The 12321-nt window shown below is 70.7% G+C and carries 11 protein-coding genes; 4 read left to right on the forward strand and 7 right to left on the reverse strand.

The features are described from left to right. Nucleotides 1-144 precede the first annotated feature (144 nt). The 5 genes from aspA to OHS81_RS33620 all read right to left on the reverse strand — a co-directional run bounded on the left by aspA (nt 145) and on the right by OHS81_RS33620 (nt 5750). Nucleotides 145-1566, reverse strand: coding sequence for an aspartate ammonia-lyase (aspA, locus tag OHS81_RS33600; protein WP_328389556.1), 1422 nt, complete (start codon nt 1564-1566; stop codon nt 145-147). 62 nt (nt 1567-1628) lie between these two features. Further along, complete coding sequence (locus tag OHS81_RS33605) at nt 1629-2660, reverse strand: asparaginase (RefSeq protein WP_328389558.1); 1032 nt, start codon at nt 2658-2660, stop codon at nt 1629-1631. A gap of 2 nt (nt 2661-2662) precedes the next feature. After that, entirely contained in the window at nt 2663-4306 is a 1644-nt protein-coding gene (locus OHS81_RS33610) for an amino acid permease (RefSeq protein WP_328389560.1), read from the reverse strand. Then, the gene (locus OHS81_RS33615; RefSeq protein WP_328389562.1) at nt 4303-5040 is read right to left on the reverse strand and encodes a FadR/GntR family transcriptional regulator; all 738 of its coding nucleotides are present in this window, start codon (nt 5038-5040) and stop codon (nt 4303-4305) included. Before OHS81_RS33615 ends, OHS81_RS33610 begins: the two co-directional genes overlap by 4 nt. Nucleotides 5041-5135: 95 nt before the next feature. After that, nucleotides 5136-5750: a GNAT family N-acetyltransferase gene (locus tag OHS81_RS33620; protein WP_328389564.1), complete on the reverse strand. Its 615-nt coding sequence runs from the start codon at nt 5748-5750 to the stop codon at nt 5136-5138. Nucleotides 5751-6125: 375 nt separating this feature from the next. Here OHS81_RS33620 and OHS81_RS33625 point away from each other — a divergent pair, with 375 nt between their 5' ends. Further along, nucleotides 6126-6593: a GNAT family N-acetyltransferase gene (locus tag OHS81_RS33625; protein ID WP_328391612.1), complete on the forward strand. Its 468-nt coding sequence runs from the start codon at nt 6126-6128 to the stop codon at nt 6591-6593. Nucleotides 6594-6825: 232 nt separating this feature from the next. Here the strand turns inward: OHS81_RS33625 and OHS81_RS33630 are convergent, their stop codons facing one another. Both OHS81_RS33630 and OHS81_RS33635 read right to left on the reverse strand, forming a co-directional pair. Further along, entirely contained in the window at nt 6826-7518 is a 693-nt protein-coding gene (locus OHS81_RS33630; protein ID WP_328389566.1) for a DUF7342 family protein, read from the reverse strand. A gap of 46 nt (nt 7519-7564) precedes the next feature. Then, on the reverse strand, nt 7565-9241 hold the full coding sequence (locus OHS81_RS33635) for a sensor histidine kinase (protein WP_328389568.1): 1677 nt from the start codon (nt 9239-9241) through the stop codon (nt 7565-7567). Nucleotides 9242-9492: 251 nt separating this feature from the next. Here OHS81_RS33635 and OHS81_RS33640 point away from each other — a divergent pair, with 251 nt between their 5' ends. From OHS81_RS33640 to OHS81_RS33650, 3 genes are all read left to right on the forward strand, one after another. Beyond that, a complete protein-coding gene (locus OHS81_RS33640) occupies nt 9493-10308 on the forward strand; it encodes an ABC transporter ATP-binding protein (protein ID WP_328389570.1) in 816 nt (271 codons plus the stop codon). Continuing rightward, on the forward strand, nt 10298-11176 hold the full coding sequence (locus OHS81_RS33645; protein WP_328389572.1) for an ABC transporter permease: 879 nt from the start codon (nt 10298-10300) through the stop codon (nt 11174-11176). Before OHS81_RS33640 ends, OHS81_RS33645 begins: the two co-directional genes overlap by 11 nt. 71 nt (nt 11177-11247) lie before the next feature. Next, complete coding sequence (locus tag OHS81_RS33650) at nt 11248-12273, forward strand: ABC transporter substrate-binding protein (protein WP_328389574.1); 1026 nt, start codon at nt 11248-11250, stop codon at nt 12271-12273. Nucleotides 12274-12321: the final 48 nt, after the last annotated feature.

Below are 12321 nucleotides of genomic sequence, written 5' to 3' on the forward strand. Positions count from 1 at the left end.
CTGCTCGGTGGCACCGGTCGGCTGACCCGCCGGCGCGCACCGCAGCCGCCCAAGACGGCGGGCCGGGCAGGCGCCCTCCCGGCGGAGGTGCCTGCCCGGCCCGTACGGGACCGGATCCCGCGGCCGCCGCGGGACGGCGAGGGCTCAGACGCCGGCCGCCTCCCTGCCCGTGCCGGCGATCTCCTCCGGGCGCAGCAGGGCGGCGAGCCGGTCGGCCGGGAGCAGCCCCTGCTCCAGGACCAGTTCGGCGACGCCGCGCCCGGTGGCGAGTGCTTCCTTGGCGATCGCGGTGGCCGCGGTGTAGCCGATGTGCGGGTTGAGCGCGGTGACCAGCCCGATGGAGTTCTCCACGCCGGCGCGCAGCGTCTCGGTGTTGGCGGTGATGCCCGCGACGCAGCGCTCGGCGAGGGTGCGGCAGGCGGCCCCCAGGTGGGTGATGCTCTCCGAGAGGGAGTGCAGGATCACCGGCTCGAAGGCGTTGAGCTGGAGCTGGCCCGCCTCGGCGGCCATGGTGATGGTGACGTCGTTGCCGATGACCTCGAAGGCGACCTGGTTGACGACCTCGGGGATCACCGGGTTGACCTTGCCGGGCATGATGCTCGAACCGGCCTGTACCGGCGGCAGATTGATCTCCGCGAGACCCGCCCGCGGCCCTGAGGAGAGCAGCCGCAGATCGTTGCAGCTCTTGGAGAGCTTGACGGCGACGCGCTTGAGGACACCCGACAGATGGACGAACGCCCCGCAGTCCTGGGTGGCCTCGACGAGGTTGGCCGCGGTGACCAGGGGCAGGCCGGTGAGGGTGGCCAGGTGCTCGCGGGCCGCTTCCGCGTAGCCCCTGGGGGCGTTGAGGCCGGTGCCGATGGCCGTGGCGCCGAGGTTGATCTCGTGGATGAGCAGGACCGCCTCCGCCAGCCGGCTCTGGTCCTCCTCCAGCATCACCGCGTACGCCGAGAACTCCTGGCCCAGGGTCATCGGCACCGCGTCCTGGAGCTGGGTGCGGCCCATCTTGAGGACGTCGCGGAACTCCTCGGCCTTGGCCGCGAAGGCCTCGCGCAGCACGGTCATCGCGTCGAGCAGTTCGTGTACCGCGATGACCGTGGCGACGTTGACGGCCGTCGGGTAGACGTCGTTCGTCGACTGGCTGAGGTTGACGTGCTCGTTGGGGTGCAGCCGGCGGTAGTCGCCCTTGGCGTGGCCCAGGATCTCCAACGCCCGGTTGGCGATCACCTCGTTGGCGTTCATGTTCGTCGACGTACCGGCACCGCCCTGGATGACATCGACGACGAACTGGTCGTGCAGCTGCCCGCCGTCCCGGATCTCCCGGCAGGCGGCGGCGATCGCGTCGGCCCGCTCGGAATCGAGCAGCCCCAGATCCTCGTTGGCGCGGGCCGCGGCCTCCTTGACGGCGGCGAGCGCATTGATCAGGTGCGGGTAGGTGGCGATCGGCGTACCGGTGATGGGGAAGTTCTCCACGGCGCGCAGGGTGTGCACGCCCCAGTACGCGTCGGCGGGTATCTCGCGGTCGCCGAGCAGATCGTGTTCGCGGCGGTGGCGGGCGGCAGTCATGGTGCAGGTGGTCCTTTGCGAGGTGGGGGAGGGGAGGGGCCCAGGGAGGGAGTGGGGCGGCGTCAGGCGCCGTGTGAGGTCAGCGCGTCCGTCGCCCGTAGCGTGCCGACCGGTGCGCCACCGCCGATGACGGGTGTGGCGGCAAAGGGGGCGAGGACGCCGGGGTCGACCCCGCAGTGCGCCAGGGCCGCCGCCGTCACCGGCATCCGGGCGCGGTCGGCGCCGTCGGCTATCTTCACGCCGACCGCCCGCCCGTCCGGCAGCGCCGCGATCTGCACCCCCTCGAAGCCGTCCTTGGCCAGCAGGCCCGGCACCGCCCGCACCAGGCGGGCCACGTCCCGGCCGCTGCCGGAGACCATCGTCGGGTGCTCGCGCATGGCGTGGGCGACCCTGCCCTCGTCGGTGCCGGGGACGGCCGTGGCCAGCCGGGCCGCGGCCCGGGCCAGACCGTGCAGGGACACGGAGAACAGCGGGGCGCCGCAGCCGTCGACGGTGACTCGGGCGATGCCCTGGCCGGTGAGGTCCGCCACGGCCGCGGCGAGCTCCTGCTGCAGCGGATGCCCCGGGTCGAGGTAGTCGTCCAGCCGCCAGCCCCGGGTGCGGGCGGTCAGCAGCATGGCCGCGTGCTTGCCCGAGCAGTTCTGCGCGAGCCGGGTCGGCCCGAGGCCGCGGCGGATCCACGCGTCCCGTACGGCGGGGTCGTACGGGAGATCGGGGACATTGCGCAGCTGGTCCTCGGCCAGCCCGGCGACGGCGAGGATGCGCCGGGCGGTGGCCAGGTGCGGTTCCTCGCCGGAGTGGCTGGCCGCGACCAGGGCCAGCGCCTCGTCGTCGAGCGGCGGCAGCCCCGCGCGCAGCAGGCCGACCGCCTGGAGTGGCTTGAGCGCCGAGCGCGGGTAGAACGCGGCCTCGATGTCGCCCGCCTGGAACTCCACGCTCCCGTCGGCCGCCAGCACCACGACCGAGCCGTGGTGGACGCCCTCGACGAGTCCGCCGCGCACCACATGGGCGACGGGCACGTGGGCCGGTTCGCGGACCACGGGCGGTGCGCCCGCAGCGCGGTGCGGCGGCAGGGTGGTGCTGCTCTGACTCATGATCAGTTCTCGGTGCTTTCCGTGCTGTTGGTGCTGTCGGTACTGCTTGTGCTGCTCGTGCTGTCGGTGCCGGGGCTGTCCCCGGTGTGCGGGGTGGGTGCGGTGCTGCCGGGGCCGGCCGTGTCGCCGGGGCCGTCGGTGCCGCCGGTGGCCGCCTGCCCGCCGCTCTCGCCCGCCGCCGCGTCCCGGAGGGCGCCCACCCGGCCCCGTACCAGGAACCAGCCGCCGACCAGCAAGGCCACGATCGCGGGCAGGGCCAGCACGGTGGTGCGGCCGGCTCCGCCGTCGGCCCACATCAGCACCAGGACGAAGGCCAGGAAGGCCAGCGTCACGCTCTCGGTCCAGGGCGAGCCGGGGAGCCGGTAGCCGGGGCGGACGAGCAGCCCGGCCCGGGCCTTCCGCCAGAAGAGCAGATGACAGATCATGATCATGGCCCAGGTGCTGAGGATGCCGATCGCCGCGAAGTTCAGCACGATCTCGAACGCCTCACTCGGCACGACGTAGTTGAGCCCCACGCCCAGGACGCAGATCCCCGAGGTGAGCAGAATGCCGCCGTAGGGGACCTGGCTGCGGCTCATCACCCCGGTGAACCGCGGTGCGGAGCCGGACATCGCCATCGAGCGCAGAATGCGCCCGGTGGAGTAGAGGCCGGAGTTGAGGCTGGACATCGCGGCGGTGAGCACGACGAGGTTCATCACGCCGCCCGCGGCCGGTATCCCGACCCGGGACAGCACGGTGACGAAGGGGCTCTCGGCGGCCGAATACGAGGTCCAGGGCAGCAGCATCGCCAGCAGCACCACCGAGCCGACGTAGAACAGCGCCACCCGCCACATGATGGAGTTGATCGCCTTCGGCATGACCTTGGCCGGATCCGCGGTCTCGCCCGCCGTGACACCGACCAGCTCGACCGACGCATAGGCGAACACCACACCCTGGATGACCAGCAGCATCGCCAGGGTCCCGGTCGGGAAGAGCCCGCCGTGGTCGGCGATCAGCGAGGGGCCGGGGGTGGTGCCGCCGACCGGGTGCCGGGTGACGAGCAGGAAGATGCCGATCAGCATGAAGACGACCAGCGCACCGACCTTGACGATCGAGAACCAGAATTCCAGCTCGCCGAAGATCTTCACGGAGATGAGGTTCACGGTCAGCACGACCGCGAGCGCGATCAGCGCGATCACCCACTGCGGGACGTTGGAGAACATGCCCCAGTAGTGCGTATAGGTCGCCACCGCCGTGATGTCGGCGATTCCGGTGGTCGCCCAGTTCAGGAAGTACATCCAGCCCGCGACGAACGCCCCCTTCTCACCGAGGAATTCGCGGGCGTACGACACGAACGCACCCGAGGACGGCCGGTACAGCACCAGCTCGCCCAGGGCGCGCACCACCAGGAACGCGAACAGGCCGCAGACCGCGTACGCCACCGCCAGCGACGGCCCGGCGCCGGCGAGCCGGCCGCCGGCGCCGAGAAAGAGCCCGGTGCCGATGGCCCCGCCGATCGCGATCATGTTGATGTGCCGGGACGTGAGGGACTTCTGGTACCCGGCGTCACCGGCGTCCACGTGCTCGCCGGACGGCCGCTGTGCGCCGTCCTGCCCCGCTCCCTGTCGTTGCTGCCGTTCCGCCTGCCGGAGGGATTGCTCGCTCACGCGTGATCCTCGTCTTCCGTGGAGGGGCCCGCACGGTGTGGTGGCCGCACGATGGTGGTCAGCGTCGTCTCGACGCGTGCGAGGTGGTGCGCCATGGCTTCCACCGCGTCGTGCTCACTGCTGTCGACAAGCGCCTCGACGATCGCCCGGTGCTCGCGGTTCGACTGCTCGCGCCGTCCGCCGAGCTCATTGAGGAAGGCCGACTGGCGGGCCAGCGCATCGCGGATCTCCTCGATGACCCGGCGGAAGACCGGATTGCGGGCCGCCTGGGCGACGGCGAGATGGAAGAGGGAGTCCATCGCCACCCATGCGGTGGTGTCGGTCTCCTGCTCCATCCGCTCCAGCAGACGGTTCAGCTGATCAAGATCCTCCGGCGTACGGCGCACTGCCGCGTATCCGGCCACCGGGATCTCGACGTGCCGGCGCACCTCCAGGAGGTCACTCGCCGCGTAGTCGCCGAAGGTGGGGTCCGCCACCGCGCCGTCGGAGACGACGAAGGTGCCCTTGCCGGTACGGGAGACGGTCAGCCCCATGGTCTGGAGCGCGCGCAGCGCCTCCCGGAGCACGGGTCTGCTCACCTCCAGCCGACGGCAGAGCTCCGCCTCCGAGGGGAGCTTGTCCCCGACCGCGTAGTCACCCCGCTCGATGGCGTCGCGCAGATGGTGCAGGACCGCTTCCATGGCGCTGATCCGACGGGGGGCCTCGCCAGCTGTCTGGCTGTCTGACAGGTTCACCCCGGGATCGTCAGGCCCGGCCGGGGGAGCTGTCAAGGGGTGGGACGCAGGGGGTTCCCCAGGGGGCTGCCCCGCGCCTCTTCGTGACGGCGCCGCTACTGCTGGTGCGGTGCTTGCTGCCCTGGCCGCCCCGGCTGCCCGCTGCCGCGGAAGTCCAGCATGTAGAAGACCTTGTCGTAGCGGCGTCCGCCCATGGCGACGAAGTCGGGGAGGCGGCCGTACTCGCGAAAGCCGAGTGACCGGTAGAGGTCCAGCGCCCTGGTGTTGTCGGCCCGCGCGTCCAGGGTGAGGACTTCGATCCCGGCCTCCCAGGCGTCCCCGACCAGCGCGGCGGTCAGCGCGCGGCCCACGCCCCGGCCGTGCGCCCCGTGCGCCACCGCAAGCTTCTCCAGGTCCGCGTGCTGCCGATGGGTCGGACGGGCGTAGCGCAGCCAGTACCCCAGCCCGACCAGCCGGCGCCCCGCGTACGCCGCCCGTAGTGCCCCGTCCCCGGCCCGCGCGGCGCGCAGCACCCGCTCGACGAGCTCCGCCACCTCGTCCGCCGGGGGCGGGGCGGTCCAGCCGAGCGGGGCGCCGCCGCCGACCAGCTCCGCCAGGATCCGGTGCGCCGACGCGGCGAACCCGGCCGCCAGCTCCGGATCGGCGGACAGCTGCCTCGCATCGAGCAGGTCGGGCTCGGAGTCGGTCCCACGGGGAGTCGCAGCATTCATGACCGGCAGCCTAAAGGCCGTCCCGTATGGGATCTCCGGTGGCCGGCCGGCCAGTTGGGCCGGGACGCGGGCGGGCGGCCATGGGACGACTCTTGGGTTTTGCTTCGCCGATTTCCGATGGGCTGCGTACTTCGCAGCGTGGAACGTGACGCAGCGTTTCGGCTGTTGCTCTGACCGGGATGGTTCGCCGGTGCGCGCGTAGGGCCGAGTGGACGGGCCTTCATGCGGTCGGAGTGTATGGGCCACTGCGAAAGCCGTTGGACACATCCTTGACGCCCCACGACGATTCGCCCTGTGACAGACAAAGCCGAGCTCCGGCCCCCAGTCCCCACCAGCCCGAAGACGGTGCGATTTGTTGAGTTGCCGGCCACGGCCATGACTGCCTTGCTGGACGGCGACCTTGCTCGAGCCAGTGCCGAAGCGGGGGTCGCTCTCACCGAGTATTTCGTCACCGACCGGGCGAAATGGGTGTGGCGCTATCGGGTCAATCAGTTGGCCTCGGACCCGGGTAGCGCGGGGTGGCTCACGAACGCCGTGGTAGCCGAGCCGGAAAGTGCCGTCGTGGGGTATGCCGGGTTCCACGGGCCGCCGGATGCGGCAGGCATGGTGGAAATTGGCTACTCCGTGGCCCCCGGCTACCGTCGCCGGGGGTACGCCAGGGCGATATTGACCGAGTTGGTGCATCGAGCCGTTGCCGAAGCCCGGGTCAGGACCGCGCGGGTGACGATCAGTCCTGACAACGCCGCGTCCCTGGCGACGATTTCCGGGTTCGGCTTCGTGGAGGTCGGAGAGCAATGGGACGAGGAGGACGGCCTCGAACTCATATTTGAGGTCCCTGCCTGATCACGCTGCTGCCGAAAGCGGGGATTGGCGGCCGGCGCTTGCCAGACGAAGGGGTAGGGGCATTGCGCGAGCCGATGCAGGACGGAGCTGTCGTTCTCGGTATGCGCCGGTTCGAGGTAGTCGGCAGGCGCAGGCACGGACACGGCCCCTTGGGATCGTCGGGCGGACCACCCTGTCATGAGGGCATGGCCATCCGTCTGCAGGTTTTTCTGATCGCAACCGGTCCGGTCCTTCAGTGGGTGCTCGCCCAGCGGTAGCGGTGTTCGGGGCGGCCGGTGTCGCCGTATTTGAGGGTGAGGGTGATGTGGCCGCTGCGTTCGAGGTGTTTGAGGTAGCGCTGGGCGGTGGAGCGGCTGACGCCGGCGCGTTCGGCTACCTCGTGGGCGGACAGCGGGTGCCCGGCCGTGTCCAGGACCCGGCGGATCAGGTCGACGGTCGCCGCCGAGTGGCCTTTGGGGAGTTCGGTGTGCGGGGAGTCGGTGGTCCGGAAGGCGCCGAAGATCCGGTCCACCTGCTCCTGGCCCGCTTCGCCGTGTCCCCCCATCCCCTCCACGGTACGGCGCAGCGCCGCATAGCCCTCGAGTTTGGCGCGCAGTCCGGAGAAGCCGAACGGTTTGACGAGGTATTGCAGCGCCCCACAGCGCATCGCGTCCTGGACGGTGGCGACATCACGGGCCGCGGTCACCATGATCACGTCGGTGCGGTGGCCGAGTTGGCGGAGTCGTGGCACCAGTGCCAGGCCCGTTTCGTCGGGCAGGTAGTGGTCGAGCAGTACCAGATCGGCGGGGGTGCGCTCCAGGGTGGCCAGCGTTTGGGCGGCGGTGTGGGCACGGCCGGTGACCCGGAAGCCGGATACCTGGGACACATACGCGGCATTGATCTCGGCGACGTGGAAGTCATCGTCCACGACCAGGACATCGATCATTGTGATGCTCCGCTCGGCCGGGGTCTTCGCTCCGGCGGCTCCGTTTTCACCGTGGCCCTCCCGCGGCGGCGAGCCGGCGTCCGGGCGCGTCGTCGTGCCGGGCGAGCGCTTCGGGGAGGACGACGGTGAAGACCGCACCGCCGCCCGCGCGGGCGGTCACCCGGGCCATCCCGCCGTAGCGCTCGGCGAGCCGGCGCACCAGTGCGAGGCCGATGCCCCGGCCGCGGTGGAAGGCCGCCGGGCGCGCGGACGGCCCGGCTCCGGGGGCGGGCGGGGCGGCCTTGGTGGACCAGCCCTCGGTGAAGATCCGCTCCCGTAGCTCCGGCGGCACCCCCGGCCCCGTGTCCGAGACCCGCAGCACGGCGGTGGTGTGCTCGGCCCGCAGCTCCACCTCGACGAACGGCTCGTCGCGGCGGCGCTCCCCGGTGGCGTCCAGCGCATTGTCGATGAGGTTGCCCAGCACGGTCACCAGGTCGCGCGGGTCGACCACCGCATCGGGCAGCAGCGTCGTGGACGACACCCGCAGCGACACCCCGCGTTCGGCGGCAACGGCAGCCTTGCCGACGAGCAGTGCGGACAGCAGCGGGTCGTGCACCCGCTCCGCGATCTGTTCCGCGGAGGCCCGCTGGGCGCTGGCCACTTCGCTGACGAACTCCACCGCCTTTTCGTACCGGCCCAGTTCCAGCAGACCGCGCAGGGTGTGCAGTTGATTGGCGTGCTCGTGGTCCTGGGCCCGGAGCGCGTCCAGCAGCCCCTGGGTGCCGTCCAGTTCGCGGCCCAGCAGCTCCAGCTCGGTGCGGTCCCGCAGGGTCACCACCGCCCCGCCGTCCTGGGTCGGCATCCGGTTGGCGACCAGCACCCGCCCGCCGCTGACGGCCAGCAGATCCGTCCCGTCCACCCGCCCTGCCAGCACATCCGTCGTCCGCCCCGGCGGCAGCACCTCGTCCAGCGCCCGGCCGGCGGCCCGCGCGTCCAGGCCCAGCAACCGCGCGGCCTCGTCGTTCACCAGCCGGATGCGGCCGCGCCGGTCGAAGGCGACGACGCCCTCCCGGATGCCGTGCAGCATCGCCTCCCGCTCGTCGAGCAGGGCGGAGATATCGGCGAACGCCACCCCGTGCGTACGACGGCGCAGCCTCCGGGAGAGCGCGACCGCGGCCAGTACCCCGACGGCCAGTGCCGCGCCCGCATACCGCAGCAGCGCGGGGATGGTGCCGAACAGCCGCCCCCGGACACTGTCGTAGGCGATACCGACCGACACCGCACCGACGATCCGGCCGTGGCCGTCGCGCAGCGGCACCTTGGCACGGGCCGACCGCCCCAGGGTCCCGGTGTCGATCTGCCGCACCTGCCGCCCGGCGAGGGTCCGGCTCGGATCCGTGGAGACATGCCGGCCGATCTCGTCGGTGTGGGTGTGCGACCAGCGCACTCCACGGGTGTCCATCACGACGACGTACAGCGCCCCCGTCGCGGTACGGATCCGCTCCGCTTCGGCCTGCACCGGCCCGTGCGCCGCCGGTTCGGTGGTGACCAGCTCCCGGGCGAGGTCCGGACCGGCGGCAGTGGTCTGGGCGATGGACAGCGCCCGGCGCATCGCCTGGTCGTCCAGCTCGGAGCTGAGCGGGGCGAGGAAGAGGCCGGTGGCGAGCACCATGACGCCGGTGGTCAGGGCGACTTGCGCGGTGAGCACCTGCGCAAAGACCCGTCGGGGCCAGCGGATCCGCATCGGGTCTCCCTTGTCTCCGGCCCTCCGCACCCTTGCGGAACCGAATCTTCCGTTTTCACTTCGTGATCACCGCACCTTTTACTTCGCGATCACCGCACCGTAAGCCGTGCGTGAGTGCTCGCACACCCCCTGGTGACGACTTAGCCGTTCTAGCGTGAGCAAAATGAGCACAACAGGGTTTGCGCGCAGAAAGGTCACTTGCGCCCACAAGGCTGCCGCTGTGGCCCGGATCACTCCTAGCCTCCCGACCCATGAACAGCCACACGAGCCCCGCTATCGAACTGCGGGGTACGAGCAAGGCCTTCCGGACGCCCTCAGGAGCGCTGCACACGGCCGTCCGGGACCTGGATCTGGTCGTCGAACGCGGTGAGTTCGTCGCGGTCGTCGGCCCCACCGGGTGCGGTAAGTCCACCACGCTGACCCTGGTCAGCGGGCTGGAAGAGCCCACGGAAGGCGACGTACTGGTCGCCGGGGAGCCGGTGCGCGGCATCGGGGACAAGATCGGGTTCGTCTTCCAGCAGGACGCGGTCTTCCCCTGGCGCACCGTGCTGTCGAATGTGATGGCCGGCCCCCGGTTCCGCGGCGTACCGAAGCCCGAGGCCAGAGCGCGGGCACGGGAATGGCTCGCCCGGGTCGGTCTTGCGGCCTTCGAGGACCGCTATCCGCACCAGCTCTCCGGCGGGCAGCGCAAACGTGTCGCCCTCGCCGCGACCTTCGTCAACGACCCCGAACTCCTGCTCATGGACGAGCCGTTCTCCGCCCTCGATGTGCAGACCCGGGCGCTGATGTCGGACGAACTGCTGGAGCTGTGGTCGGGGACCGGCGCCTCCGTCGTCTTCGTCACCCACGACCTGGAGGAATCCATCGCCCTCGCCGACAAGGTGGTGGTCATGACCGCGGGCCCGGCCACCGTCAAGGAGGTCTTCCGGATCGATCTGCCGCGCCCCCGCAAGGTCGAATCGATCCGGCTGGAGCCGCGGTTCCTCGAGATCTACCGGGAGATCTGGTCCTCGCTCGGCGAAGAGGTCCGCATCACCCGTGAGAGGGGCGTCGCGGATGTCGCCTGAGACGGAGACCGCGCTTCCGGTCACGTCCCCGGCCGGAGCAGGCCGTACGGACCGCTCACGGGCCAGGGCCCGGGCCGCGCGCCACCACAAGCTCCTGGTCCACGGGACCCGGGCGCTGCTGCTCGTCGCGCTGACCGGACTGTGGGAGTGGCTGGCCCGCGCCGCCGTCATCGACCCGTTCCACTTCTCCATGCCCTCCAGGATCTGGAACCAGATGAGCCAGTGGGCGCTGCACGGCACCCCGCAGGGCTCGCTGTGGGAGCAGATCTGGTACACGCTCTACGAAGCGCTCCTGGGCTGGGTGATCGGCGTCATCGGGGGTGTGGTGCTGGGGATCGCGCTCGGCCGGGTCCGCTTCCTGGCCGATGTGCTCGGCCCGTACATCAAGGTGCTCAACGCGCTGCCGCGCATCGTCCTGGCCCCCATCTTCCTCATCTGGTTCGGCCTGGGGCCGGCCTCCAAGGTCGCCTCCGCCGTGGTCCTCGTCTTCTTCCCGGTCTTCTTCAACGCCTTCCAGGGCGCCCGGGAGGTCGACCGCAACCTGGTCGCCAACTCCCGGATCCTGGGCGCGAGCAACCGCCAGGTCACCCTGCAGGTGGTGATCCCCTCCGCCACCTCATGGATCTTCACCAGCCTTCATGTCAGCTTCGGCTTCGCGCTGATCGGCGCGATCGTCGGCGAGTACATCGGGGCGACCAAGGGCCTGGGCCTGCTGGTCTCGGCGTCCCAGGGGACCTTCAACGCGGCCGGTGTGTACGCCGCGATGGTGATCCTCGCCGTCGTCGCCCTGCTTGCCGAGGGGCTGCTGGCCTTCCTCGAAAGGCGGCTCTTCCGCTGGAAGCCGGCCGACGCCGGCGACGGCCGCTGAGCCTCGCGCGCCCCCCGCAAAGACCCCTTCCCCGCTTCCCCTTCCTCTTTCCACCTCACAAGGACGTGACCATGCCCACCGCACGGAAGCTCTCGGCCGCCGTGGCCGCCACCGCCCTCGCCCTGACCACCCTCACCGCCTGCGGCGGCTCCCCGGCCGCCGGTTCCGACAACGGGAACGGCAAGATCAAGATCATGGTGGGCGGCCTGGACAAGGTCATCTACCTGCCCGCGAGACTCACCCAGCAGCTCGGCTACTTCGAGGACGAAGGCGTCCACGTCACGCTGCTGACCGAACCGGCCGGTGTGCAGGCCACCACCTCGCTGGTCTCCGGCGATGTACAGGGCGTCGTCGGCTTCTACGACCACACCCTCGATCTGCAGGTCAAGGGCAAGCAGGTGGAATCGGTGGTCCAGCTGGCGCACGCCCCCGGCGAGGTCGAGGTCGTCTCCGACAAGGCGGCCGGCGACCTCACCTCGGCCAAGGACTTCCAGGGCAAGAAGCTCGGCGTCACCGGCCTCGGTTCCTCCACCGACTTCCTGACCAAATACCTCGCGGTGAAGAACGGGGTGCAGACCCACGAGTTCACCCCGGTGGCGGTCGGCGCCGGCCAGACCTTCCTCTCGGCCCTCCAACAGGGCTCGATCCAGGGCGGGATGACCACGGATCCCACGGTCGCGCAGATCCTGGAAAAGAAGCTCGGCAAAATCCTCATCGACATGCGCACCCCCGAGGGCTCGAAGAAGGCGCTCGGCGGCCCCTACCCCTCGTCCAGCCTTTACATGGACACCGACTGGGTGAACAGCCACAAGGAGACCGTGCGGAAGCTGGCCCGCGCCTTCGTGAAGACCCTCAAGTGGATGTCCACGCACACCGCCGAACAGATCGTCGCGAAGATGCCGTCCGACTACGCCCAGGGCGGCAAGGAACTGTACGCCCGGTCGATCAAGGACACCCTGCCGATGTTCACCAAGGACGGGGTGATGCCGGCCGACGGCCCCGCCACCGTCGAACGCGTCCTGAAGGCCTTCAACCCCAACCTCAAGAACGCCACCGTGGACTTGAAGAAGACCTACACCACCGAATTCGTCAAATAGTCAGGGGCGGCCCGCCCACGCGTTGCCGTGCAGGGCAAGCCCTCGCCC

Source organism: Streptomyces sp. NBC_00400 (assembly GCF_036048035.1).
Classification (GTDB): Bacteria; Actinomycetota; Actinomycetes; order Streptomycetales; family Streptomycetaceae; genus Streptomyces.